The following is a 22837-nucleotide window of genomic DNA, read 5'->3' as shown; positions in this document are numbered from 1 at the left end:
TCGCCCTATGGTCTCACTCTGGGGCAAGATCCCAATTGCTGGCGAACATAGCGATAGTCTGCGGCAGCCCTTTGCCGCGCCTCGCTACTGTCGGACAAATTGGCAGCCCGCGGAAGATCAGCGGGCAAGAAACACGCCAAGCGGTACCATTCTAAGGTTTGCGGGCGAGGCGGGCGGGCCGCCTGATCAACGATTTCTGACCAAGATACGCCCCATACAGGCGCCTGCCCCGGACGGCGAATGATTGTAAGCGAAACGGGTCCGTCATTCGCGGTAGAGAGGAATATCTGCGTTTCAGACTCGCCTGCAAGGTTCCCAGCGATCGACAAAGCATCCCGCACCCCAGTGATTGATGGGCGCGCATCTGCCGCAACCAGTTCCCCCAATATAGAGCGAAGATTGGTTTCCAATTGAGGGGACCACGCCAGTTGGGCTGTCGGGTTTACCAGTTGCAGATCACCGCGCCTTCCCGATGGCGGGCGAGTGAACAGAATCACCTCTGTTTTCTTCAACTTGGGCGCACGCCCCTTCGCATCCAGAGGGACATCCACCAGATAGCGAAGCGATTCGCCCACCGGGCTGGACCCGCTTAGCAATTCAATCGTGTTCGCTTCTATATATAGGCGCGCATAGCCCGGCCGCACGCCCACCGCTCGCTCTGGCTTCAGCTGTGCTTGTTTGCGAATCTGTGCCTTCAATACCAGATCTGCACCGTCTGCCAGATCCGCAAGATCCGCATAGGTTGCATTTTGCATCTCAAAATATTGTTGCGCTGACGGTGCATGGATTGGCGTGAAAGCCGCAACACAAACCCCAAGGCAAACCATCGCTGATGCAAAATTTCTTAGCATTTTCAATCCATTGGTAACTGCGGAGCAATGCCACATCAAAGTTGAGTTATGACCCATATCAGCGTTCTCGATGAATTACGCGTTAATCTATAAAGCATTTGCCCATGCTTCGCATCGTGGCTAAAGGTCAAAACAGCTACGGTAAAAAATAAGATAAAATCCGTTGGCTGGCCCGGGCCGGGTCTTTGGGCAACCGGCAGACTTAGCGTCTGCCACGTTCATAGAAATGGTTTGGGTAGACAAGCTTAAATGGGATCTCGCGTGGCTAATTCGGCCATGCAGAGAAAAACTGGCCGGGCCATGCCCGGCATTAGACGATGGAGTGATGCGACTGAATGGCCTACGCTGACCAACAGATGAGCGGTAACCGAGTTATCGCGCTGATCATCGTGGCGTTGATCCATATCGCTATCGGATATGTTCTCGTGACCGGACTTGCCTATGAAGGCATCAAGAAGGTTGTGGATCGTGTGACGACAGTGGATATCGACGAGCCGGAACCGGAACCGGAACCGGATGAACCACCGCCCCCAGAGGAAGTTCCAGACACAGCACCACCCCCGATCGTGGCGCCACCGCCGCCGATCAATGTGTCGACGACTCCGCCAACTGTGCAAACGCAGCCTACGATTCCGCCGCCGGCACCGGTAGCGGTTGCTGTTCCGCCGCCTGCACCAGTAGCGCCACCTCCACCACCACCGCCACCACCACCTCCGGCTTTCCAGCCTAAGGACCCGACACCACGGGGTAACCCTGGCCGGTGGGCAAGTCCACGTGACTATCCGTCACGGGCGCTGCGTGAAGAACGCGAGGGCGTTACCCGTTTCCGTGTCAATGTTGACGCGAACGGACGGGTATCAAGCTGTCAGGTTACGGGATCCAGCGGGCATAGCGACCTTGACGAAACCACTTGTAAGTTGATCTCCCGCCGCGGACGCTTCCGTGCAGCCACCGATGGGAACAACAAAGAAGTGGCGGGCACTTGGTCCAGCGCCGTTCGTTGGGAAATCCCGCAATAAGAATTCATTGGGCCGGCAAGGGGCCGGTCTGATTATCAATTTTATCAATTACGCTTCTTTCTGAGAGGAAACTCGCAATGACTATCGAAATTCTAGCGGCAGCAGCCGAAGTAAAGAACCAATTCGGCTTCTGGGAAGCCATGAACCAGGGCGGTGTAATCGCATGGTCCATCTTTGGTGTTCTCGTTATCATGTCTGTAGGTTCGTTCTACATCCTGATCACCAAGCTCCTTGAGCAATCCAAAGTGATGAAGCAGTACGAAGCTGTCCGCACCAATTTCTGGCGCGCGGGTTCGCTTAAAGAAGGCGCAACCAAGCTGGAAAAGAACAGCGCATGGCGTCAGCTGGTTGACGATGCTCTTGCAGCAGACGATCAGCACAGCAAAATGACCGACAGCTTGGAAGCACATGACTGGCTCCACGGCTCACTCGCTCGTTCAGAGTCTGCAATTAACGCGAAACTCGCTGGCGGTCTTCCGTTCCTGGCTTCGGTTGGTGCGACATCGCCATTCGTTGGTCTGCTTGGAACGGTTATCGGTATCTACCGCGCTCTGATCAACATCGGCCTTGCCGGTTCCGCATCGATCGACAAAGTTGCTGGCCCAGTTGGTGAAGCTTTGATCATGACTGCGATTGGTTTGCTTGTGGCTGTTCCTGCTGTGCTTTCGTACAACTGGCTGTCTTCACGCAACAAGCGCATTGCTGCCATGCTGACCGGTTTCTCGACTGACCTGCTTGCCAACCTTAACTCTGGCGGCACTGTAAAGCCGGCTGTTGCACCAGCAAAAGCTCCGGCTCAAAAGCCAGCTGCTAAGCCTGCTCCAGCGAAAAAAGCCTGATCCGGATGTATGGAGGGGGCAGTGCAAATTGCTCCCTCCACCGCAATCCAATAACCTTTAATTCAGGATAGGATGTAGCAATGGCTATTTCGGCAGGTGGAGGCGGAGGAGAAGACCGCCCCATGTCAGACATCAACACCACGCCTCTTGTAGACGTGATGTTGGTTCTATTGATCATCTTCCTTATCGCGGTTCCGGTCGCCATCCAGACGATCGAAAAGCTCAGAATTCCAATTATGGAAACTGCGGAGTCGAAGGATAAGGTTGAGAACTTGCTTCTGACCGTGGTGACAACCGATGCTGCTGGTCGCAGTGCAGGGGAAGCCGGTTATGAAGGGGCGTCGCGCGATGGCGAATGCCGGGTGTATTTCAACAATACCACGCTGGTGAATTCGCAGGAACTGTACGATCAGGCTTTTGAACGGCTTGATAACATCGTTCAAAGCGCAGGTGGCCCAGAGGCGATCATGGATAATCCGGATCAAATCCCACAGGTTCACATTCGGGGTGACGTAAACTCACCTTGGCGCTGTGTTGCTGGCACGATCTACAACGTTCAAGCGGCGGGTTATCCCACCGTTGGCTTCATTTCCAATCCGGTCGACCCTAACGGGTAACCGGAGCTGGAACGCAAGTAATTCAGGAGTAAACCACAATGGCAATGTCAGGCGGAAGCGATGATGGCGAGCCGATGATGGACATGAACACGACGCCGCTTATCGACGTCTTGCTCGTGCTTCTCATCATGTTCATCATTACCATCCCGGTAGCGACGCACTCGGTAGATATCGATCTGCCGCAGCCGAACCCGAACCCTCCGCCAGAGGATCAAATTGACCCGATCAAGAACAAGATTGTTCTTACGCAGGCTGATGAGATTCTTTGGAACGGGGATGCGATCAACCAAGAAGAATTGGTCCGTAATCTGAATATCACTAAGACGATTACACTAGAGCCCGAGCTTCAATTTGAGCCAGAGCCAAACGCCAGTTACGACCTTTCAGCACGAGTGCTGAACGTGATTAAGGCTTCTGGCGTGACCAAATTCGGTTTTGTCGGCAACGAGAAATACCGGACGCTTGGCACCACAGGAGCTGCTCCAGCTCAATAAGTGGCAAGACAGCAATATTTCTAAAAAGGGGCGGAGCAATCTGCCCCTTTTTTCTTGCCTCATTCCCAGCTGACCAAGCGGTGGTTTGCCAGCCCACCCTCCTTATGATACGTTCCCTCATCACAAAGGGAGAATAAGCATGGCTTTTACACCCGTTTCTAGCTCCAATTCCGGCGCCAATGAGCCGATGGGCGATCTGAACACAACGCCGCTAATCGATGTCTTACTGGTCCTTCTGGTGATGTTCATCATCACCATTCCCGTTGCCAGCCACTCGATCGATATTGATATGCCGGCAACAGACCTCCCGTTTGACCCGCCGCCGCTCGATCCGATCAAGAACAAGATCGTCATCACCGCCGATGACAGGCTCCTGTGGAACGGCGACCCGGTTACGCAAAGCCAGTTGAGTTCTGTACTGCTCGACACCAAATTGCTGCCGATTGAACCAGAACTCCAGTTCGAGCCGGAGGCCAACGTCCGCTATGATCTGGCTGCCGAAACTCTTGGCACTATCAAAGCCACCGGCGTCACCAAATTCGGCTTCGTCGGCAATCATCGTTACCGCAGTTTTGAAACCGCCGAATAGCGTCAAGCCGCTATTCTAAGGCTTCAATAGGGCCGACTCGCATCGCGGTGTCGGCCAGACTCTCAGCCTCTAAAAGCAGCTCATCATCAATCGCGCCCTGCGGCACGGATTCGCGGCCGATCATCACCATAATCGGGACGGCGAGCGGGCTTACCCGTTCCAATGTCATGTGATGAAGCTGCTCTGCCGACCGTTCGAGCAGATCCGCCAATCGGCCAACATCCGTCAGCCGCGCCCGCGCATCGGCCCACGCTGCCTCCAGCAGCACATGATCGGGCTCGTGCTTGCGCAGCACATCATAGATGAGGTCAGTCGAGAACGTCACTTGTTTACCCGACTTGCGCTTCCCGGGATGCTGGCGCTCTATCAAACCCGAAATCACCGCCACTTCACGAAATGCGCGGCGCAGCAAATGCGAATCCTGCACCCATTCTACAAATTCATCGGTCAGAATATCAGGCGACAATAGCGGCGCCGGATCATCGACCGGCCTGAGGCCCCATACGCCGAGCGAGTAATCATTGGCAACAAACCCGCCCGGTTGCAGGCCCAACACTTCCATCCGCCGCGTGATCAACATCCCGAGCGACTGGTTCGCATTCCAGCCTTCAAACGTGTAATAGACGGTATAATGCCGCTTCGAATGCGGGAAGCTTTCAACCAGCAATTGCCCCGGCTTTGGCAGGACAGAACGATAATCCTGCACTTCCAGCCATTCGCGGACATCGTCGGGGAAACGCCCCCACCCCGCCCGATTATCCAGCAAACCCTGCACTCTATCCGCCAGATGTGTGCTCAGCGGCATACGCGCGCCGCCATAAGACGGTATCACCGCAGCTTTGGCAGAGGCGCGGACGAACAAATCCATGTCTTTGATCTGCACCACTTCCAGACTCGTCCCAGAGAAAAAGAAAGTGTCGCCGGCCGACAAGGTCGCTCCAAAGTTTTCTTCTACCCGCCCGAGTGAACGACCATTCTTGAACCGGACATTCAGCATCTCGGCGTCGATAATGATCCCGGCATTGCGCCGGTGCCGGGCGGCGTGTTCCGGATGGGTCAGACGCCACACCCCGTCCCGATCGCGGATAATGCGTTTGAAACGATCATAGGCCCTCAGGGAATATCCCCCGGATTCCACAAATCCCAGCACGCGTGCCCATACGGCCTGATCAACCCAAGCATAGGATAGCGACGAGCGTATTTCGGCCAGCAATTCCTGTTCATCAAACGGGCCGGCACAGGCACAGGCCATCACATGCTGAGCCAGCACGTCCAGGCCGCCATCGCGAAAATCCTCGCCGTCACGCTGCCCTTCATCAACCGCATCTTTCGCCGCGGTTGCTTCAAGAAATTCAAACCGGTTGCCCGGGATCAGCATGGCCCGGCTGGGCTGATCCAACCGGTGGTTGGCGCGGCCTATCCTTTGTAACAGCCGCGAGGAGCCTTTCGGTGCGCCCATCTGCACCACACAGTCAATATCCCCCCAATCAACCCCTAGATCGAGACTGGCCGTGGCCACCAAAGCGCGTAATTCGCCCCGCGCCATCGCGCCCTCCACTTTACGGCGCGCTTCTGCGCTGAGCGATCCGTGATGGACGCCAATGGGCAGGTTCTCGTCATTCGCCTCCCACAGATTCTGGAAAATGAACTCGGCCAGAAACCGCGTATTGGTAAAGATCAATGTCGTGCGATTGGCTTTGATCGTCTCGATCAATTGCGGGATGGCCCAAGTCGCTGCGTGCCCGCCCCACGGCACTCTCTCTTCAATCGGCAGCAGGATTTCCAGATCGGGCTTAGCCCCTTTCTCACCCTCAACCAACGCCACCGAATCCAGATCACCCCATGGCGCAAGCCATGATTGATAGGCCGCAGGATCCGCCACGGTGGCCGATAAGGCGGCGCGTTGAAGCCCGGGCGCAATCGCTTGTAATCGAGATAGCGACAAAGCCAGCAAATCGCCGCGCTTTCCCGTCGCGAAGGCATGAACTTCGTCAATCACAATGCGCTTCAGACCCGCGAACATCATTATGCTGTCAGGATACGACAACAACAGAGACAGGGATTCCGGCGTTGTCAGCAGAATATGGGGCGGTTTACCCCGTTGGCGCTTCTTCCGGTCTGACGGCGTGTCACCGCTGCGCGTCTCGATCCTGATCGGCAAACCCATTTCTTCTACCGGCGCAACCAGGTTGCGCTGCACGTCATGCGCCAATGCTTTAAGCGGCGAGATATACAGCGTGTGCAAACCGTCATGCGGCGGCGCGCCGTCCAGTTTTGACGGGCAGAAATCTGCCAAAGTCGGTAAAAACCCTGCCAGCGTTTTTCCGGCGCCTGTGTCGGCTACCAGCATCGCGTGCTTACCCGCCAGAGCTGCGGCATACATGTCCCGTTGGTGATCGCGGATACGCCAATCGCGGGCTGCGAACCACGCTTCGATCTCTACCGGAACCCGCCCATTATCGGTCATGAGGCAGCGCTAGTCTGTAGGAAAGGGACACATGGGACACTGTATACGGGCAAATTTTCTGGTGAGCACGCCTCCGAGCGAAACGGCGTGCAACTGAGTGGGCGAAAGGGCAGGCACAGCGGTGAGAATTCTGGCCAATTCACGGGTGCAACCGGAATGGCAGATTGAAGGCTGAAAGGCGCGCGCTGCATAGCCACCAGACCTGAGCAGCTTTGCCGCGATTAGGAAAGACTGATCTTTCTGGGCCAGCCAGCCAGCGCCGCACGCCCTTCTTTGTCGCTATTCGCCGTAGGTATCCTCGGCCGCGCCATCCAAGATGCCGTAGCTGGAGCCCATATTATATTCCAAATCTTCCTCGCTGACACCCAGCAATTCGGACAAACGGGAGCGTTCTTCAGCCGTCAGATCATCATATGTTTTCTGCGGCGGCAAAGCTGCTGTGCGCTGTTCCATTTCTGCCATCATTGTAGGCATCATTTCCATCATTGCCGGCATCATTTCATTCATCGCGGACATGACTTGCGGATCGGCATAAATCAGCATCGATTGGCCGGCGTAATAGCTGCCAGTAGGTGTTTCGAAAAACGCGTTGAGCTCGGTCAGCTGCGCTTCGTTGAAGCGGACCGCATAGGCCCGGGCCAACCCGGCACGGTAGGAGGGTTCAATCCGGTCGACCAAATTGGTGATCATTTCCACCGCAGCCTGACCGGTAAGCCGGGTGCGCTCCTGAAACGCAGGATCAACGATCTCGGTAATTTCCTGCAATGTCGTGTCGCCTAAACCCGCCACCTGATCTTCCGGCACACCGCCAATCTGCGCGAAAGTAGCCACTGGCCATTCGCCCATTTTGCCGAACATATTGTCAAACATGGGCTGCATGGTTTCTTCCATCAGCTTGCGATAGGTGCCTTCGGGAAAGATCTGATCCACTGTGACCAAGGCAAGCGGCAAACGCCTCTCTTGCTCTGCGGTCAGCGGATCCGCCTCAAACATATCACCCAGCAGAGCGATAACTTCAGCGGCCTCTTCGGATTCTGCCTCGGTTTGCGCGGCCGCAGGAGCATTGAGCAGCAATGTAACTGCGGCGACCGATGCAGCAAATCTCTTCATCATATTGGCGACCCTTATAAAATGTTCAGCGGCCTAATGCCCGACGCTTTCTCCGCGTTCAAGGCCGGAGGCAGCGAGCTGTTCGTCAATCTGCGCCATCAGACGCTCCAGACCCGCCTCTGTCTCGCTCTCGGCGCGGGCCACAAGCACGTCTTGCGTATTCGATGCACGCAGCAGCCACCAGCCATCATCATTGGTCACGCGCACGCCGTCTGTGCCATCGACAACTGCCGGGCTGTCAGCGAGCCGCGCTTTGACTTCATCAATAGCGGCAAATTTCCGGCTCTCATCCACTTGAAAACGCATTTCCGGTGTATTGACCATGGCAGGCATCTCGCTGCGCAGTTCCGTAACCGATTTACCCAAGCGTGCAGAGGCCGTCAGCAAGCGGATTCCCGCATAGAGGGCATCATCATAGCCGTAATAATCGTCGGCAAAAAACACGTGGCCGCTCATCTCACCCGCCAATGGAGAACCAGTTTCCTTCATTTTGGACTTAATCAGGCTGTGCCCGGTCTTCCACATAACCGGCTGACCGCCCAATTTGGCAACGTGATCAAATAGGGCGCGGCTGGCCTTCACATCGGCGATAATGGTGGAACCCGGCATACGTTGCAGCAGGTCTTCGGCATAGATCATCAGCAGCTGATCGCCCCAAATGACGCGGCCCTGCCCGTCAATCGCGCCGATCCGGTCACCATCACCATCAAAAGCCACACCAAAATCGAGGTTCTTTTCCGCGACCACCGCACGCAAATCTTCCAGATTGGCTTCAACAGTGGGGTCAGGATGATGGTTCGGGAAATTTCCGTCTACTTCAGTAAACAGCAAATGATGCTCACCCGGCAGACGGGCTGCGAGCGCTTCCAGTGCGGGCCCAGCCGCACCGTTGCCGTTGTCCCAAGCGATCTTCAGGCCCGACATCGCGGTCAGATCGACCCCGTCCAGACCTTTCAGCATCCGCTCGATATAGGCATCCATAACATCACGGTGCTCGGACGTGCCGGTGCCATTATCCCAGTCGCCTTCAGCCGCCATGCGGCCGATCGTCAGAATATCCTCTCCGAAGAAAGGACGCCCTTGAAATACCATCTTGAAGCCGTTGTAATTGGCTGGATTATGGCTGCCGGTTATCTGAATGCCGCCATCCACCTCTTCGGCTGAGGCTGCGGCGTAATACAACATCGGGGTCGGCCCCATCCCAACCCGTATTGCGTCGCAGCCGCTTGCATTGAGACCTTCGACCAAAGCTTCTTCCAGCATGGTCGAGCTGGTCCGTCCATCATAGCCCACAGCCACGGTTTTGCCGCCAGCGCGCGTTAGCAAAGTGGCAAAGCCTCGCCCGATTGCGCGCGCATCTTCCGCCCCCAATGTCTCTCCAATTATTCCGCGAATGTCATATTCACGAAGGACGGTCGGATCGAAATTGTGGCTCATTATCTGTCTCTATCGGTTGGCCCGTCTTCCCCCGGATCGGGATAGGGCAAGGCGTTAATCAAAATATCACGCGCGGCATTGGCTTCATGCACTTGCTCATTAGTGCCGCCGCGATCCGGATGGACCATAGTGATCAACTGTTTATGAGCCTGTAATATCTCACTACGGGTTGCAGTTTCGCTAACGCCCAAAAGTTTTCTTGCGCGGAACAAGGCCTGGGACCGAGTGCTTTGCGTACGGGCAAAATCCCACGGCCATTTGCCGAAAAACACCCGGCACGCGATGCATGCCAATCCCGCAATAAGAAGGAACCGCATCATCGGTTCAAGCTAGCTCAAATTTCGGTTCTGCTTTGGTGACTTCGGGCAGCTGCAGACTGGCAAGAAGCGAGCGCATTTCCTGCCGCGCGACCAGATGGCTGGTGCCAAGTTCCCCCAAATGCCCCTTATCCAGCAACGTAAAGCCAGAGGGGAACAATTCGCGGTAGATGACACGCTCTGACAGGCCTTTTGCGACCCGAAAGCCAGCTCGCTTGGACAGTTCATGCAAGGCCTTCTCAATCCGCTGCATATTGCGCGCTTCGGTATGGCCGCCCCGATTGCGGACAACCACCCAGTCAATTTCCTTGCGCCGCTGGATCGCCCGGGTCTTACGCGTTTCCCAAATAAGCTCGGCATAGAAAGATAAACGGCGGACTTTGAAACTTTCCGCGTCCACTTGCCCGATCAGATCGAAATCAACGAAGCTATCATTCATCGGGGTCACCAGCGTATCGGATTCGGTCGCGGCATGGCGGGCAAACTCATCATCACGGCCCGGCGTGTCGATGATAAGAAAGTCCATTCCTTCTGCGAGCTCTGTCGCCATTGCGTCAAAATCAGCGACGCTATCACCCCGGAACACCTCACAACGCGCAGTCGGCAGATCGATCCCGCGCCGCTCCTGCGTCTCGGTTCGATTTTCAAAATAGCGATGCATTGTCCGTTGGCGCGGATCGAGGTCGATCGCTGCCACTTTTGCACCGCTATAAGCTAGCGCCACTGCCACATGGACGGCTGTAGTGGATTTCCCCGTCCCGCCCTTTTCATTGGCGAAGGTAATCCGGTGAGGTTGTCTATCAGCCAAGGCGGTCATCCCGTATTGTGGTTGTTTTCCAGTCCCGTGCGACGCTAGAGACCATGTGCAAATTGATACCGGAGGGATCGACGCCGTGCAAATTATCCACCAGCTCAAAATGTTGAGAAAGACGGTCAGCGAATTGCGCGCAGATGGCAGTACCGTAGCCATCGTGCCAACAATGGGCGCTTTGCACGAGGGGCATTTGACTCTGGTACGCGCGGCCAAACAGCGCGCAGACCATGTGATCGCGACGATCTTTGTGAACCCGACACAATTTGGTCCGAATGAAGATTTGGACGCATATCCGCGTCAACTGGCACAAGATGCCGCGATGCTTGAGGAAGAAGGGACGGCGGCTTTATGGGCGCCAGCCGTTGAAGAAATGTACCCTGGCGGCTTTTCCAGCAGCATCCGCGTAGCCGGTGTGAGCGAGGGATTTTGCGGTGCTGACCGGCCCGGCCATTTTGACGGAGTGGCCACAGTCGTATGTAAATTGTTCAATCAAGTCCGCCCGGACCTCGCCTTTTTCGGAGAGAAGGACTGGCAGCAATTGGCGGTTATCCGGCAAATGGCCCGCGACCTTGATCTGATGCTGCCCGAAGCAACCGACATTATCGGCGTACCGACCGTGCGTGAGGCGGATGGCTTGGCAATGAGCAGCCGCAACCGATATCTGGATAAAACGGACCGCGCGGCTGCGGTGGCCCTGCCCAATGGCATGAAACACGCCATTGCGGCCATTACGTCGGGAGATGCGGTCACTGAGGTTCTGGCGCAGCTCCAAAAATCGCTGATCGCCGCTGGCTTCGCTTCGGTCGATTATGCACAATTGGCCGATGCTGACAGCCTTAAGCCGCTAGACACCAAGCCCACAAAGCCCGCACGGCTGCTGGTCGCCGCCAGAATTGGCGGCACCAGGCTGATCGACAATATGGCAGTCCCAGGCTAAGCCGAGATTTATTCGCCTGACGGTTTACCGCCCTTGCGGTGCTTTTTCTTGGGTCCAGCCCGTTTCTGGGGGCCAGCCTTCCCCGCTGCGCCGCGCTCTACTCGCGGGCCGCGTTGTTTGACCGGCTTCTTGCCGCCTGACTGGCCACCAGATTTATCCCGGTCCCATTTTCCGGCACGTACGCCTTTACCGTCTTGGGCGCCATCTCGGGCGCTTTCTGCGCCGCCGCCGTCAGAACCATGCTTCTTGGCATAAGGTTTCTTCTTAAACGGCTTATCGCCGCGGGGTTTATCACCATAGCCGCCATCAGCGCCGCCACGCTTGCCATAGGGCTTGCGGTCGGAGCGATCACGCCCACCATCTCGGCCACCCTTACGGTTCTGGCGGGCTTCCATACGCGGGCCATGGTTGGAGCGTTCGATAAAGACCGGACGTTCCTGATCCTCAGACGCTGCGGTCCGCTCTATCGCATCGGCGACTTTGTCTGCGAGTTTGGTCGGGATCTGGAAAAAAGTCTCGTCCCCGCCAATACGGATCGCCCCGATTTCGTTCCGCGTCACGTGACCACGGCGGCAAATTAGCGGCAATATCCACCGCGCATCGGCATTATGTTTCCGGCCAATATCCATTCGGAACCAGGCAATATCTTCAAAGCCGGGACGGTGGCGTTCCTGCTGCGCTTCTTTGCGCGCTTCCGGCGTGTTCGGAATAAGTTCTTCAGGCTGGGGCATTTTGGAACGATGCGCTTGCACCAACGCTGCGGCGACGTCTTCTGCCGAGCGGTCTTCGAGCAAACGCCGGCCCAATGCGCGATCTTCCTCGTCCGCTTCAACCGGGGCAAGCAGCATTTCCATCAACCGCTCACGGTCCTGCTTGCGAATGGCATCAGGCGTCGGCGCATTGATCCAGTCCGCCTTGATTTTCGCGCCGCGCAACATGGATTCGACACGGCGGCGGCGTGGGTATGGCACCAGAATAACCGCCGTACCTTTTTTACCTGCACGGCCTGTCCGGCCCGAACGGTGCTGCAATGCCTCTGCATCACGCGGTACTTCTACGTGGATCACAAGGCTCAGCGTGGGCAAATCAATCCCGCGCGCCGCAACATCAGTCGCCACGCAAACACGCGCCCGGCGATCTCGCAAGGCCTGCATCGCCTGGTTGCGTTCTTGCTGGGAATGTTCGCCCGACAAAGCGACCACGGCAAAGCCGCGTTCCTGCAATGTCGCGTGCAAACGGCGTACCGCATCACGAGTCGCGCAGAAAAGAATGGCAGTTTCCGCTTCATGAAAACGCAGCAGATTGACCACAGCATTTTCAATTTCAGATGGTGAAATCGTTACTGCTTGATAGGAAATGTCCCCATGCCCGCGATCATCGCCAACGGTGGAAATACGCAAGGCATTTTCCTGATACCGCTTGGCCAATGAAACGATGGATTTGGGCATAGTGGCGGAGAACAACAATGTCCGGCGACCTTCGGGGGTGCCATCCAAAATGGCCTCCAGATCATCACGGAACCCCATATCGAGCATTTCGTCCGCTTCATCGAGAACGACTGCTTTAAGTTCTGACAGGTCTAGCGCGCCGCGTTCCAAGTGATCGCGCAGACGGCCCGGAGTACCCACCACGATTTGCGCACCGCCGCGCAGCGACCGGCGCTCTTTCGATGCGTCCATACCGCCAACACATGTCGCAATGCGCGCGCCAGCCTTGCCATATAACCAAACCAGCTCGCGGCTGACCTGCAAAGCCAATTCACGAGTCGGGGCCACAATCAACGAAATCGGCGCAATGCCATAGGCAACTTGGCCATCATCACCCAGCAATTGCTCGGCCATCGCCAAACCAAAGGCCACTGTTTTACCAGAACCGGTTTGCGCAGAAACGATCAAGTCCCGACCGGATGCTTCGGGTTCGATGACAGCAGATTGTACGGCAGTGGGGTTTTCATAGCCGCGTTCGGCCAGTGCCTCGCCAAGGATTGGCGGCAATTCGGAAAAATTCATGAGTCTCGCATTGTCTGGACAGACTGCTTGCAGCGCGTCCTGTTGGCTGCACCTCGCAGCGGTCAAACTCCGCCCATACACATAACAACGCCAATTGGCTTGTTCTTTTTGTGCAACTGCGAAGGGGCCCAACGATTAGGGCGGAGAATTGGAGCGGGTAAGGGGAATCGAACCCCTCTAGCTAGCTTGGAAGGCTAGAGCATTACCACTATGCTATACCCGCCCGCTCTTTGAGGCTGCGCGCTTGGCACTATCTGGCCGGATTCGTCAACCTTAGCGTTGCCCCAAACGCAATTTATCGCGCTGAAGGTCAATAGATTACACGATGCCTATCGGGCAGCATAACAAATCCGCCTTACCCTCTAGAAGCAAAACTGGCGCGAATTGCCTCTTACTATACGGTACCGGCGTGCTCACATATTGGTCTTTTGGACATCATACACCGCCATGCGCCGCCTGACACATCTCCAACGGCTTGAAGCCGAAAGCATCCACATCATGCGCGAGGTCGCCGCAGAGGCTACCAAGCCGGTCATGCTCTATTCCGTGGGCAAAGACAGCGCCGTGATGCTGCATCTAGCCAAAAAGGCGTTCTATCCGTCGCCCCCGCCCTTCCCGCTGCTGCATGTCGATACGACCTGGAAATTCCAAGACATGTATAAGCTGCGTGAGAAATCCGCGGTCGATGCCGGGATGGAATTGCTGGTCTGGCAAAATCCGGAGGCGCAAGATCGCGGGATCAACCCATTCGATCATGGTGCGCTCCACACCGATATGTGGAAGACGCAAGGATTGAAGCAGGCGCTTGACCATTATGGTTTCGACGCTGCCTTTGGCGGCGCCAGGCGTGATGAGGAAAAAAGCCGTGCTAAAGAACGGATTTTCAGTTTCCGCAGCGCCAATCACGGATGGGATCCCAAGCAACAGCGGCCCGAATTGTGGAACCTCTACAACGCCAAAAAAGCCAAGGGAGAAAGCATTCGCGTTTTCCCGCTAAGCAATTGGACCGAGCTGGATATCTGGCAGTATATAATGGCCGAAAATATCGAGATTGTGCCGCTCTATTTCGCGGCGCCGCGCCCGACATTTGAATATGAAGGCGGGTTGTTCATGGCCGATGATATCGAACGCCTGGAAAAAGTAATGAGGCAAAAACCGGAAATCACTGAACGATCCGTGCGCTTCAGGACATTGGGCTGTTTCCCGCTCACCGGAGCAGTGGAAAGCAACGCATCAACACTGGCGGAAGTGGTGCAGGAAATGCTGCTTACCACAACCAGCGAACGACAAGGCCGGGTTATTGACCAGGATGAAGGCGGTGCCGGAATGGAGAAGAAAAAGCAGGAGGGTTACTTCTGATGACTGATCCTGCAAACCAAGCCCCTACCTACGAAACTGATGCGCTCATTGCCGACGATATCGACGCCTATCTCGATCAGCATCAGAACAAATCGCTGTTGCGCTTCATCACTTGTGGCAGCGTGGATGACGGCAAGAGCACGCTGATCGGACGGCTGTTATACGATTCCAAAATGATCTTTGAAGATCAGCTGGCTGCGCTTGAAAACGATAGTAAGAAAGTCGGCACACAAGGGCAGGATATTGATTTTGCGCTGTTGGTGGATGGTCTCGCGGCAGAGCGCGAACAGGGCATTACTATTGATGTAGCCTACCGCTTTTTCGCGACTGAGAAGCGCAAATTTATTGTCGCGGATACTCCCGGGCACGAGCAATATACGCGCAACATGGTCACTGGCGCCTCCACAGCGGATTGCGCCATTATCTTGGTGGATGCGCGCAAGGGGATGCTCGTTCAGACCCGTCGCCATTCCTATTTGGCGCATTTGCTGGGCATCAAACATCTCGTGCTCGCCGTGAACAAGATGGATCTGGTAGAGTACAGCCAGGACGTGTTTGACGGGATCGTTGCCGATTACACTGCCTTTGCCGACAGTATTGGTATCGAAGCCTTCACCGCGATTCCTATATCCGGCTTCAAGGGTGACAACATTACCGCTGCACCTTCTGAGAATACGCCGTGGTATTCCGGCCCCGCTCTGATTGATCACCTTGAGACGATAGAGATCGCCAATACTACGGCGCAGGAACAGGCGTTCCGTATGCCGGTGCAATGGGTCAACCGCCCCAATCTGGATTTTCGCGGTTTCTCCGGCTTGGTCAGCACCGGATCAGTAGCACCCGGCGATACGGTGAGGATTGTCCCTTCGGGCAAGACCAGCACCGTCAAAAGCGTGGTGACCTTTGATGGTGAACAAGATGAAGCTGTTGCCGGGCAATCGGTTACGATAACTCTGGATGACGAAGTGGATTGCAGCCGGGGCGATGTAATTGCCGCGGCGGATAATCCGCCGGAAGCCTCCGACCAGTTCGAAGCGACTATCGTCTGGATGGATGAGGAAGCGCTGAAACCCGGACGTGGTTATTGGCTTAAACTCGCCAGCCAGATGGTGACTGCAACCGTTCAGGAACCGAAATACGAGATCAACGTAAACAGCGTTGGCGGCGCAGACGAACGGCTGGCCGCCAAGACTCTGGCACTCAATTCGATCGGGGTCGCAGAAATCCGCACCGACCGGCCGGTCACATTTGAACCTTATGCCGATAGCCGCTCGCTCGGCGGGTTTATTCTGATCGATAAGATCACCAATGCGACCGTTGGCGCGGGGATGCTGAATTTCAGCCTCCGCCGCGCATCCAATGTGCATTGGCAAGCAACGACGATAACGCGCGATGATCACGCTGATCTCAAAAACCAGCGCCCGCGGGTGCTGTGGTTCACCGGCTTGAGCGGCTCGGGCAAATCAACGATCGCGAATGCTGTTGAGCAACGCCTCAACCTGATGAACCGCCATACCTTCCTGCTGGACGGGGACAATGTCCGGCACGGCCTCAATAAAGATCTGGGCTTCACCGAAGCCGACCGGATTGAGAACATCCGCCGGGTAGGCGAAGTGGCCAAATTGATGACGGATGCCGGCTTGATTGTCTTGACCGCATTCATCAGCCCATTCCGCGCCGAACGGGACATGGTCCGGTCGATGATGGATGAGTGTGAATTCATCGAGATCTTCGTCGATACGCCATTGGACGTGGCCGAAAAACGCGATGTGAAAGGGCTCTACAAAAAGGCACGCAGCGGCGAGCTAAAGAATTTTACCGGCATCGACAGTCCATATGAGGCGCCAGATACACCGGAGATTCGCGTCAACACCGTCGAAATGACGGTGGAGGAAGCAGCCGATCATATTGTCAGCCAGATCATGCCGCTTAAGTGATCAGCTATGAGTGAAAACGCTTCCAACATCGCCGCCATGAGCGATGCCGCGCTGGCGGGCCATTTGGCTAAAGTCGCCGGTGACATTCTGCTGTCCGTACGTGGTAGCGGCGCCTTTAGCGGTAAAGCGCTGGGTAAAGCGGGCGATGAAACGGCGAACCAGTTTTTGGTTCATGCGATCAAAAGCCAGCGGCCTGATGATGGGCTGCTGTCCGAAGAAAGTAAGGACACGGCAGAGCGGCTTGCCCATAAGCGGGTCTGGATTATTGATCCCGTGGACGGCACCCGCGAATATGGCGAAGCGCGTTCTGACTGGGCAGTCCATGTCGGGCTGTCCATAGACGGGGTCGCTGAAATCGGCGCCGTAGCCCTGCCCGGTTGTGATGGGGGAGTGGTGTTGCGCACCGACAATCCGGCCCCCGTTCCAGCCTATGACGGCCCGCCGCGCTTGGTCGTCAGCCGGACGCGGCCTGCAAAAGAGGCAGTCGCAGTTTCCGAAGCGCTCAAGGGCGAGCTCGTACCGATGGGATCCGCGGGCGCAAAGGCAATGGCAATCGTGCGCGGCGAAGCGGAAATCTACCTCCATTCGGGCGGTCAATATGAATGGGATAGCTGCGCGCCCGCAGCGGTCGCCAAGGCCTATGGCCTGCATTGCAGCCGGATTGATGGCTCCCCGCTGCGGTACAATCAGACCGACACCTATTTGCCAGACTTGCTGATTTGCAAGCCGGAATGGGCTGATAAAGTGCTCAGCCTAGTGAGCGAGCTCTCAGACTAATCTTCTGTAGCGACTTGCTCCACCAGGCTACCCGGAGTGTCCGACGGAGCAGGTGGCGCAGGCTGTTCGGGGACAGAGATCGTCATTTCGACACGCCGGTTCGCGGCACGCGCCGTTTCATCAGGCGTGCCATCGGGCAGCGCATTGGGCCGAACGGGATTTTGCTCACCAAATGCAATTATCGCAATGCGCTCTTCCGCCACCCCGTTCAGCACGAGCCAGTCGCGCGCAGCTTCAGCACGCTGCTGCGAAGCACGTAGATTAGCCGCATCATCGCCCCCGGAATCGCTATGACCCCCAAGAGAAATCACGCCGCCGGCGGCCATTTGCGGGCTAGCCAGTGCGGCCTCCAACCGGGCAATTGCGGCGTCACTCAGCTCGCCACCTCCCCCGGCAAAAGGAATGGTCACATCAAGCGCTTCTAGTGCGGGCTCTGCGCGGGCAATATCCGCATCTGCCCGGACAATCGAGATTGGTTCAGCCGGCTTCGCTTCCGGATCGGCCTGCGGCGGCGGACTACCACGGTCACACGCAGCCAATGCAAGCGTTGCGGTCAATATGATGGTCCAGCGTTGTATCATATTCCGTTGCATCCTCATGTGGTTTGCGGCTTGGCCGCTTTGCGCCTGGCAGTATCTTTCAGCGCGCCCTCTTCCTTAGGGGGAGAGAAGGTGATGATGGTATCCCCGGCGCGCGGCTCTGGCCGGGCCGCGTGGGAGAAGAAACGCATTGTGCCGCTGGCACGCAATACCAGCAGCCTGTGCGATTCCTCCGGCAAAACGGCCTGGGCATCCTCGAAGGAGAATTCTTCGGACAAAGTCGTCTTACGGAAAACCCAGCCATCGGTTTGTCGCTGCTTCACATCATTGACGCCGAATCCCGATTCAAACAATGCGCGCCCGCGCAGCGATGGCGGCAACGCTTTCTTATCATCATGATCCACCGTTTCGCCCAGCTGATAGACCGAGTCCCGGCCAATTTCGTGGGCGAATTCGTTGCAAACCAGCGCATTGTAAGCCTCGTTATCGGTCACCGCGATGAGTGATTGATAAGCTGCCAAATCAAGATTGTGCTCAGTCGCCTCGTTCAGGATCTCACCATGGTAAAATGGCAAACCTCGGGTTCTGGCGGGGGCCAAACGTTCCCAACTGGAATCGACGATCATCACCGGGGTTTTGAGGGTTTGGAGATGTTCGGCAAGCTGGATGCTCCACCGGCTGGACCCCACAATGAGCAGTCCGGGCCGCGTATCGCCTTTGATCTTGAGCCAGCGCGCCACCAGATCAACGGTAAATCCGTGCGCCATAATTGTGGCCACAACGACCGCAAAGCTCAGCCCGATGAGGATATTGCCGTCGGCATAGCCCAGCTCGGTCAAGCGCAGCGCAAACAAGCCGGAAATGGCGACCAGCACGATCCCCCGCGGGGCAATCCACGCCAGAAACAAGCGCTCGTTCCAAGGCACTGTGCTGAAAGCCAGGCTTAACAGAATCGTTGCGGGGCGAACGAGGAACAACAGCGCAAACAAGAAGGCTGCGATATACCAGTTGAGCGGCTTCAGCTCAGCAATGTCGAGTGAGGCAGATAGCAGAATGAAAATTCCCGATACCAGAATCACCGCGATATTCTGTTTGAAGGGGTGGATGCTGCGCAGGCTCGACACGTTCATATTCGCCAGAGCGATGCCCATCACGGTAACCGCGACAAGGCCCGCCTCATGCTCGATCTGGTTGCTCAACACGAATACCGCGATCACGGTCGCAAGCAGCACAGGAACTTTGAGATATTCGGGGACCGCGCCGCGCGGGAATGCCCATGCAATCGCGCGCGCCGCCGCGTAGCCGATGAGGCCCGCAATGATAGCCGCGATGATCATCGGCGGCACCACTTGCATTAAAGTCGCATCAGGCAGTTCTGCGGATTTCCGAAAATATTCAAACGCGATCACTGCGCATAATGCGCCAATCGGATCATTGACGATGGCTTCCCATTTCAAGATCGCGGCGGGGCGCGTCTTGACCGACGATTGCCGCAGCAAGGGCATAACCACAGTGGGGCCAGTCACCACCAGAATGCCGCCAAACAATACCGCGACCGGCCAGTCGAGTTGGGCGATATGGTGGGCAGCCATAGCACCGAAAAACCAGCCGAGCGGAACGCCCAATATAACGAGCCTTATTACGCCATCGCCCGCATGGCGCAGTTCCTTGTAATTAAGGCTCAGCCCACCTTCGAACAGGATCAGTGCCACCCCGATTGCCACCATCGGCTCCAGCAAGTCACCAAAGGCGTGTTCCGGGTCAAACAGGCTAGAACCAAAGGCAAATTCAGCGCCGGGGCCAGCAAGAAATCCGGCGGCGAGCATCAGCACGATAGCTGGCCACCCGGTTCGCCATGCGAGCCATTGGGCACCGATGCCCAGAACGCCGACGAGCGCAATTACGAGAGCTTGTTCCTGCATAGTAAGTCAGTCGCCCTCAAAATCCATCAGTGCGGTTACCGCAACGTTCAACCGGGAAAGACGAGCTGCGCCCCCAAGGTCGGGCAAGTCGATCACGAAGAGCGCATTATCTACCTTCGCGCCAGCTTGGCGCAGTAGAGTAATGGCCGCTTCTGCTGTGCCGCCCGTGGCGATTAAATCATCGACGATCACGACGTTTTCACCATCGTTTACCGATAGCGGGTCCAGCTCCAACCGGTCGGTCCCATATTCCAGTTCATATTCAACGCCGATGGTCTCAACCGGTAACTTGCCGGGTTTGCGGATCAGAATGAACGGCAGCTTTAATTGCACCGCCACTGCCGCACCAAAAATGAAACCGCGCGCCTCCATCCCGGCAATGGCCTTCGCGCCCATAGCTTCAGCGCGGCCCGCCAAATGATCAATGGTCGACGCAAGCCCTTCGCCATGACCAATCAGGGTCGTGATGTCGCGAAACTGGATTCCGGGCTTAGGAAAATCGGGGACTGTTCGGACCAGAGGTTGGAGTTGAGCGATTTCCATAATGCGTCCCTACACGAAAAAGCCCCTCACATCACGCGGATGGAGGGGCTTTTTTCAAATTACCCGAAAATCAAAGAAAGCGTTCAATCTTTCTTCGGTTTTACCGCAGCCCAGATCTGCTGCTTGGACAAATATGCCAAGATAGTTGCGAAGAGCAGGAAGCCAAGGATCGGCCAGCCGGTTTGCTTGCGTTCAACCAGGCTGGGTTCCGCTGTCCATGCCAGGAAGGCAGCAACATCTTGCGACATTTGCGGCACCGTTGCCGGAGTACCATCTGTGTAAGTGACCTGATCCGTCGCCGTCAGCGGCGGAGCCATCGCAATGTTGAGGTTGGGGAAATACTCGTTGAAATAGAGACCCGTGGAGGTTTCAAAATCAGGGTACTTCGCAGTCAATTCTTCAGGGATCGGACCATAGCCAGCCAGCAGCGAGTGGATATAATTTGTTCCGTCACCGCGCGCCTTCGCCATCAAAGAAAGATCTGGCGGAATCGCATTGTTGTTAGCCGCAGCGGCCGCGACATCATTAGGGTAGACGTCAGGGAAGTTATCGGTCGGCAGACCCGGACGAAGAATGTCTTCACCAGTGTTCGGATCGATACCCGGCACTTGCCATTCTGCCGCCAAAGCTCTGACTTCAGCTTCGGTATACCCAATCTTTGCCAAATCGCGGAACGCGACAAATTTCAAAGAGTGGCAGGCGGCGCATACTTCTTTGTACACTTGGTAGCCGCGCTGGACTTGCGCCAAATCCCATGTGCCAAACGGGCCATCCTGCTGGAAATCAACTTTCGCTGGTTTCTTGTAGAATTCATACTCAGGCGCGCCCACTTTCTCCTCGGTGGCGTAGTTATACGCCCCGTTGAGGAATGAGAACAAGACGACGACTGTGAAGCCGAGGCCAATGAGGAGTCCACCAATACGGATCATGATCTATTCTCTCTCTAACGCTCAGGCCGTTGCCGCTGAACCAGCAGGCATCTTGGCGTCATCATCGGTACCCAGCACTGATTCCGTGATCGAGTATGGCAGCGGTTGAGGCTTCTCGATCGAGGAGATGATCGGCAAGATCACCAGGAAGTGCATGAAGTAATAGGCAGTCGCGATCTGACTGATCATCACATAGGGTTCTTCCGCTGGAGCGCCGCCGCAAATGAACAGCACAACCATTGTCGGGATCAAACCGAACCAGAAGAACTTGCGGAACAGCGGACGGTAATGGCCAGAACGTACCGGTGATTTATCAAGCCACGGCAAGAAGAACCACACCAGGATCGACGCGAACATTGCGATCACGCCCCACAGCTTGGCTGACAGGATGAAGTCGAAAGTGAACGCACGCAGGATCGCGTAGAACGGGTAGAAATACCATTCCGGAACGATGTGCGCCGGCGTCGCCAGTGGATTCGCTTCGATATAGTTATCCGGGTGACCCAGCATGTTGGGCACGAAGAACACGAACGACATGAAGATGATCAGGATCACGCCCAAGCCGAAGCCGTCTTTCGCGGTGTAATATGGGTGGAAAGGCAGCGTATCGCTTTCTTTCTTGATCTCGACACCCGTCGGGTTGGAAGACCCCGGAATGTGCAATGCCCAAATGTGCAGGATCACAACGCCCAGGATCACGAATGGCAGCAGGAAGTGCAAGCTGAAGAAACGGTTCAGCGCGGCGTTATCCGGCGCAAATCCGCCCAATAGCCATACTTGCAGCGGCTCACCCACTAGCGGGATTGCCCCGAACAGGCCGGTAATCACTTTTGCACCCCAGAAGCTCATTTGGCCCCAAGGCAGAACATAACCCATAAAGGCTGTGGCCATCATCAGCAGGAAGATCACCACGCCCAGCAACCAAATCATCTCCCGCGGGGCTTTATACGAACTGTAGAACAGGCCGCGGAAGATGTGGATGTAGACGACGATGAAGAAGAAGCTGGCGCCGTTGGCGTGCGAATAGCGCATCAGCCAGCCCCAGTTTACATCGCGCATAATGTGCTCTGTCGTCGCGAAGGCGACTTCCGCATTGGCAGCGTAATGCATAGCCAAGACGATACCTGTCACAATTTGCAGCATCAGGAAGAATCCGGCGAGAACACCGAAGTTCCAGAAATAGCTGAGATTGCGCGGCACCGGATAACCGGCCCCGACAGCATTATAGACAAAACGCGGCAATGGCAGCTTTTCGTCCATGAATTTCATGAAGCCGTTAGTCGGCTCATATTGGCGTGCCCAAGGAAAACTCATAGCGCTTCTCTTCTCAC

21 protein-coding genes and 1 tRNA gene are annotated in these 22837 nt (G+C 56.2%); 9 read left to right on the top strand and 13 right to left on the bottom strand.

The window, feature by feature from the left end; genetic code table 11:
- Nucleotides 1-5 precede the first annotated feature (5 nt).
- The gene (locus HKD42_RS12040) at nucleotides 6-755 is read right to left on the bottom strand and encodes a hypothetical protein (RefSeq protein WP_170013661.1); all 750 of its coding nucleotides are present in this window, start codon (nucleotides 753-755) and stop codon (nucleotides 6-8) included.
- 431 nt (nucleotides 756-1186) lie between these two features.
- Here HKD42_RS12040 and HKD42_RS12035 point away from each other — a divergent pair, with 431 nt between their 5' ends.
- From HKD42_RS12035 to HKD42_RS12015, 5 genes are all read left to right on the top strand, one after another.
- A complete protein-coding gene (locus HKD42_RS12035) occupies nucleotides 1187-1870 on the top strand; it encodes an energy transducer TonB (RefSeq protein ID WP_170013659.1) in 684 nt (227 codons plus the stop codon).
- Between the two features lie 77 nt (nucleotides 1871-1947).
- Nucleotides 1948-2709 (top strand): MotA/TolQ/ExbB proton channel family protein, encoded by a 762-nt coding sequence (locus HKD42_RS12030; protein WP_170013657.1) that lies wholly within the window; start codon nucleotides 1948-1950, stop codon nucleotides 2707-2709.
- Nucleotides 2710-2789: 80 nt separating this feature from the next.
- Nucleotides 2790-3326 (top strand): ExbD/TolR family protein, encoded by a 537-nt coding sequence (locus tag HKD42_RS12025; protein ID WP_170013655.1) that lies wholly within the window; start codon nucleotides 2790-2792, stop codon nucleotides 3324-3326.
- Between the two features lie 38 nt (nucleotides 3327-3364).
- The gene (locus tag HKD42_RS12020; protein ID WP_170013653.1) at nucleotides 3365-3820 is read left to right on the top strand and encodes an ExbD/TolR family protein; all 456 of its coding nucleotides are present in this window, start codon (nucleotides 3365-3367) and stop codon (nucleotides 3818-3820) included.
- Nucleotides 3821-3959: 139 nt separating this feature from the next.
- The gene (locus tag HKD42_RS12015; protein ID WP_170013651.1) at nucleotides 3960-4409 is read left to right on the top strand and encodes an ExbD/TolR family protein; all 450 of its coding nucleotides are present in this window, start codon (nucleotides 3960-3962) and stop codon (nucleotides 4407-4409) included.
- A 10-nt stretch (nucleotides 4410-4419) separates the two neighbouring features.
- On the opposite strand, the gene HKD42_RS12010 is transcribed toward HKD42_RS12015, so the two are convergent.
- From HKD42_RS12010 to HKD42_RS11990, 5 genes are all read right to left on the bottom strand, one after another.
- Nucleotides 4420-6876, bottom strand: a complete 2457-nt coding sequence (locus HKD42_RS12010) for a ligase-associated DNA damage response DEXH box helicase (protein WP_170013649.1) — start codon at nucleotides 6874-6876, stop codon at nucleotides 4420-4422.
- Nucleotides 6877-7155: 279 nt separating this feature from the next.
- Nucleotides 7156-7989 (bottom strand): DUF2059 domain-containing protein, encoded by an 834-nt coding sequence (locus HKD42_RS12005; protein ID WP_170013647.1) that lies wholly within the window; start codon nucleotides 7987-7989, stop codon nucleotides 7156-7158.
- A gap of 30 nt (nucleotides 7990-8019) precedes the next feature.
- Nucleotides 8020-9423, bottom strand: a complete 1404-nt coding sequence (gene pgmG, locus HKD42_RS12000; protein ID WP_170013645.1) for a phosphoglucomutase/phosphomannomutase PgmG — start codon at nucleotides 9421-9423, stop codon at nucleotides 8020-8022.
- Nucleotides 9423-9743 carry a DnaJ domain-containing protein gene (locus HKD42_RS11995; protein WP_170013643.1) on the bottom strand — a complete coding sequence of 107 codons (321 nt, stop codon included), beginning with the start codon at nucleotides 9741-9743 and terminating at the stop codon, nucleotides 9423-9425. The genes pgmG and HKD42_RS11995 overlap by 1 nt, the downstream gene beginning before the upstream one ends.
- A gap of 4 nt (nucleotides 9744-9747) precedes the next feature.
- The gene (locus tag HKD42_RS11990; RefSeq protein WP_170013641.1) at nucleotides 9748-10557 is read right to left on the bottom strand and encodes a division plane positioning ATPase MipZ; all 810 of its coding nucleotides are present in this window, start codon (nucleotides 10555-10557) and stop codon (nucleotides 9748-9750) included.
- A 76-nt stretch (nucleotides 10558-10633) separates the two neighbouring features.
- Here HKD42_RS11990 and panC point away from each other — a divergent pair, with 76 nt between their 5' ends.
- Complete coding sequence (gene panC, locus HKD42_RS11985; RefSeq protein ID WP_170014109.1) at nucleotides 10634-11491, top strand: pantoate--beta-alanine ligase; 858 nt, start codon at nucleotides 10634-10636, stop codon at nucleotides 11489-11491.
- 8 nt (nucleotides 11492-11499) lie between these two features.
- On the opposite strand, the gene HKD42_RS11980 is transcribed toward panC, so the two are convergent.
- The gene (locus HKD42_RS11980; RefSeq protein WP_170013639.1) at nucleotides 11500-13500 is read right to left on the bottom strand and encodes a DEAD/DEAH box helicase; all 2001 of its coding nucleotides are present in this window, start codon (nucleotides 13498-13500) and stop codon (nucleotides 11500-11502) included.
- 149 nt (nucleotides 13501-13649) lie between these two features.
- A tRNA-Gly gene (locus HKD42_RS11975) sits at nucleotides 13650-13723 on the bottom strand.
- A 224-nt stretch (nucleotides 13724-13947) separates the two neighbouring features.
- Here HKD42_RS11975 and cysD point away from each other — a divergent pair.
- The 3 genes from cysD to HKD42_RS11960 are packed head-to-tail and all read left to right on the top strand — an operon-like array spanning nucleotide 13948 to nucleotide 17573.
- Nucleotides 13948-14859: a sulfate adenylyltransferase subunit CysD gene (gene cysD, locus HKD42_RS11970; RefSeq protein WP_170014107.1), complete on the top strand. Its 912-nt coding sequence runs from the start codon at nucleotides 13948-13950 to the stop codon at nucleotides 14857-14859.
- Nucleotides 14859-16796, top strand: coding sequence for a sulfate adenylyltransferase subunit CysN (cysN, locus tag HKD42_RS11965; protein ID WP_170013637.1), 1938 nt, complete (start codon nucleotides 14859-14861; stop codon nucleotides 16794-16796). Before cysD ends, cysN begins: the two co-directional genes overlap by 1 nt.
- Nucleotides 16797-16832: 36 nt before the next feature.
- The gene (locus tag HKD42_RS11960; protein ID WP_170014105.1) at nucleotides 16833-17573 is read left to right on the top strand and encodes a 3'(2'),5'-bisphosphate nucleotidase CysQ; all 741 of its coding nucleotides are present in this window, start codon (nucleotides 16833-16835) and stop codon (nucleotides 17571-17573) included.
- Here HKD42_RS11960 and HKD42_RS11955 read toward each other — a convergent pair.
- The 5 genes from HKD42_RS11955 to HKD42_RS11935 all read right to left on the bottom strand — a co-directional run bounded on the left by HKD42_RS11955 (nucleotide 17570) and on the right by HKD42_RS11935 (nucleotide 22820).
- Nucleotides 17570-18154, bottom strand: a complete 585-nt coding sequence (locus tag HKD42_RS11955) for an OmpA family protein (RefSeq protein ID WP_170013634.1) — start codon at nucleotides 18152-18154, stop codon at nucleotides 17570-17572. The two genes, HKD42_RS11960 and HKD42_RS11955, sit on opposite strands and share 4 nt — an antisense overlap.
- Nucleotides 18155-18168: 14 nt before the next feature.
- Entirely contained in the window at nucleotides 18169-20034 is a 1866-nt protein-coding gene (locus HKD42_RS11950) for a cation:proton antiporter (protein ID WP_170013632.1), read from the bottom strand.
- A gap of 6 nt (nucleotides 20035-20040) precedes the next feature.
- A complete protein-coding gene (locus tag HKD42_RS11945; RefSeq protein WP_170013630.1) occupies nucleotides 20041-20577 on the bottom strand; it encodes an adenine phosphoribosyltransferase in 537 nt (178 codons plus the stop codon).
- 83 nt (nucleotides 20578-20660) lie between these two features.
- The gene (locus tag HKD42_RS11940) at nucleotides 20661-21506 is read right to left on the bottom strand and encodes a cytochrome c1 (protein WP_170013628.1); all 846 of its coding nucleotides are present in this window, start codon (nucleotides 21504-21506) and stop codon (nucleotides 20661-20663) included.
- A 21-nt stretch (nucleotides 21507-21527) separates the two neighbouring features.
- A complete protein-coding gene (locus HKD42_RS11935; RefSeq protein ID WP_170013626.1) occupies nucleotides 21528-22820 on the bottom strand; it encodes a cytochrome b in 1293 nt (430 codons plus the stop codon).
- Between the last annotated feature and the right edge of the window lie 17 nt (nucleotides 22821-22837).

The sequence above is a fragment of the Pontixanthobacter rizhaonensis genome (assembly GCF_012972675.1).
Taxonomy (GTDB): Bacteria; Pseudomonadota; Alphaproteobacteria; order Sphingomonadales; family Sphingomonadaceae; genus Pontixanthobacter; species Pontixanthobacter rizhaonensis.
Note: the sequence above shows the minus strand (reverse complement) of the source record. Positions and strands in the feature narration are given on the sequence as shown.

What these genes read in the sequence shown, in the direction of transcription:
- HKD42_RS12040 (WP_170013661.1), bottom strand. Translation starts at nt 755, where the DNA reads ATGCAAAATGCAACCTATGCGGATCTTGCGGATCTGGCAGACGGTGCA.
- HKD42_RS12035 (WP_170013659.1), top strand. Translation starts at nt 1,187, where the DNA reads ATGGCCTACGCTGACCAACAGATGAGCGGTAACCGAGTTATCGCGCTG.
- HKD42_RS12030 (WP_170013657.1), top strand. Translation starts at nt 1,948, where the DNA reads ATGACTATCGAAATTCTAGCGGCAGCAGCCGAAGTAAAGAACCAATTC.
- HKD42_RS12025 (WP_170013655.1), top strand. Translation starts at nt 2,790, where the DNA reads ATGGCTATTTCGGCAGGTGGAGGCGGAGGAGAAGACCGCCCCATGTCA.
- HKD42_RS12020 (WP_170013653.1), top strand. Translation starts at nt 3,365, where the DNA reads ATGGCAATGTCAGGCGGAAGCGATGATGGCGAGCCGATGATGGACATG.
- HKD42_RS12015 (WP_170013651.1), top strand. Translation starts at nt 3,960, where the DNA reads ATGGCTTTTACACCCGTTTCTAGCTCCAATTCCGGCGCCAATGAGCCG.
- HKD42_RS12010 (WP_170013649.1), bottom strand. Translation starts at nt 6,876, where the DNA reads ATGACCGATAATGGGCGGGTTCCGGTAGAGATCGAAGCGTGGTTCGCA.
- HKD42_RS12005 (WP_170013647.1), bottom strand. Translation starts at nt 7,989, where the DNA reads ATGATGAAGAGATTTGCTGCATCGGTCGCCGCAGTTACATTGCTGCTC.
- pgmG (WP_170013645.1), bottom strand. Translation starts at nt 9,423, where the DNA reads ATGAGCCACAATTTCGATCCGACCGTCCTTCGTGAATATGACATTCGC.
- HKD42_RS11995 (WP_170013643.1), bottom strand. Translation starts at nt 9,743, where the DNA reads ATGATGCGGTTCCTTCTTATTGCGGGATTGGCATGCATCGCGTGCCGG.
- HKD42_RS11990 (WP_170013641.1), bottom strand. Translation starts at nt 10,557, where the DNA reads ATGACCGCCTTGGCTGATAGACAACCTCACCGGATTACCTTCGCCAAT.
- HKD42_RS11980 (WP_170013639.1), bottom strand. Translation starts at nt 13,500, where the DNA reads ATGAATTTTTCCGAATTGCCGCCAATCCTTGGCGAGGCACTGGCCGAA.
- cysD (WP_170014107.1), top strand. Translation starts at nt 13,948, where the DNA reads ATGCGCCGCCTGACACATCTCCAACGGCTTGAAGCCGAAAGCATCCAC.
- cysN (WP_170013637.1), top strand. Translation starts at nt 14,859, where the DNA reads ATGACTGATCCTGCAAACCAAGCCCCTACCTACGAAACTGATGCGCTC.
- HKD42_RS11960 (WP_170014105.1), top strand. Translation starts at nt 16,833, where the DNA reads ATGAGCGATGCCGCGCTGGCGGGCCATTTGGCTAAAGTCGCCGGTGAC.
- HKD42_RS11955 (WP_170013634.1), bottom strand. Translation starts at nt 18,154, where the DNA reads ATGATACAACGCTGGACCATCATATTGACCGCAACGCTTGCATTGGCT.
- HKD42_RS11950 (WP_170013632.1), bottom strand. Translation starts at nt 20,034, where the DNA reads ATGCAGGAACAAGCTCTCGTAATTGCGCTCGTCGGCGTTCTGGGCATC.
- HKD42_RS11945 (WP_170013630.1), bottom strand. Translation starts at nt 20,577, where the DNA reads ATGGAAATCGCTCAACTCCAACCTCTGGTCCGAACAGTCCCCGATTTT.
- HKD42_RS11940 (WP_170013628.1), bottom strand. Translation starts at nt 21,506, where the DNA reads ATGATCCGTATTGGTGGACTCCTCATTGGCCTCGGCTTCACAGTCGTC.
- HKD42_RS11935 (WP_170013626.1), bottom strand. Translation starts at nt 22,820, where the DNA reads ATGAGTTTTCCTTGGGCACGCCAATATGAGCCGACTAACGGCTTCATG.